This window comes from Actinoplanes sp. ATCC 53533 (assembly GCF_003947245.1).
In genome coordinates, this window is record NZ_QHHV01000495.1 from 1 (window position 1) to 1312 (window position 1312).

At 56.7% G+C, this 1312-nt stretch carries 2 rRNA genes; both read right to left on the reverse strand.

The features are described from left to right. Positions 1 to 561: ribosomal RNA gene (locus DMB66_RS59495) — 23S ribosomal RNA — on the reverse strand; the annotation flags it as partial. Positions 562 to 946: 385 nt separating this feature from the next. Beyond that, positions 947 to 1312: ribosomal RNA gene (locus DMB66_RS59500) — 16S ribosomal RNA — on the reverse strand; the annotation flags it as partial.

The window sequence follows — 1312 nt, forward strand, 5'->3', positions numbered from 1 at the left end:
ACCATTCCCTCACGGTACTTGTCCGCTATCGGTCACCAGGAAGTATTCAGCCTTACCAGGTGGTCCTGGCAGATTCACGGCAGATTACAGGAGTCCGCCGCTACTCGGGAACACCACAAGGAGGTCACACATTTTCGTCTACCGGGCTCTCACCGTCTACGGCCGACTTTCCCACGTCGTTCGACTAACATGCAACTTTATAACTCCTCACCACACTGTCAGATATGATAAGTGGGTCCCACAACCCCCATGACGTAACCCCTGACAGGTATCAAACGCCACAAGTTTAGGCTAGATCCGCTTTCGCTCGCCACTACTCACGGAATCACTGTTGTTTTCTCTTCCTACGGGTACTGAGATGTTTCACTTCCCCGCGTTCCCCCCATACACCCTATGAATTCAGATGCAGGTGACACCACATGACTGATGTCAGGTTTCCCCATTCGGACACCCTGGGATCACAGCTTGGTTGACAGCTCCCCCAGGCCTATCGCGGCCTCCCACGTCCTTCATCGGCTCCTGGTGCCAAGGCATCCACCGTTCGCCCTTGACAACTTAACCTACAGAAAACAAGATGCTCGCGTCCACTGTGCAATTCTCAACCAACAACCAACCCACAACCCCACAGTTCCACACCAAACCTTGGCGCCGTCACCGGCTCCCTCAAGTGGTATGCGAAACCAGGCCATGCCTGGACAGTTCTGAAACAACAACCCCGCGACCCTCAGGCCACACCGGTTGTTCTTTCAGGACCCAACAGGGTGCTAATCATTCCTCCCAGCCGCACCGACCACCGTTTCCGCCAAGAAGTCGGAACCTCTCGTGTACTCCGCTAGCCGGCCGTTGCCGATCAGAACTCGCCAGTGTCTCCGCCTGTGAGCACCCCACCACCACATACGGGCGGTGTGGGCTACTGGACAACTTTCGTCGTCTAGTGGCTCCTTAGAAAGGAGGTGATCCAGCCGCACCTTCCGGTACGGCTACCTTGTTACGACTTCGTCCCAATCGCCAGCCCCACCTTCGACCACTCCCTCCCCTTGCGGGGTTAGGCCATGGGCTTCGGGTGTTGCCGACTTTCGTGACGTGACGGGCGGTGTGTACAAGGCCCGGGAACGTATTCACCGCAGCGTTGCTGATCTGCGATTACTAGCGACTCCGACTTCACGGGGTCGAGTTGCAGACCCCGATCCGAACTGAGACCGGCTTTTTGGGATTCGCTCCACCTTACGGCATCGCAGCCCTTTGTACCGGCCATTGTAGCATGCGTGAAGCCCTGGACATAAGGGGCATGATGACTTGACGTCATCCCCAC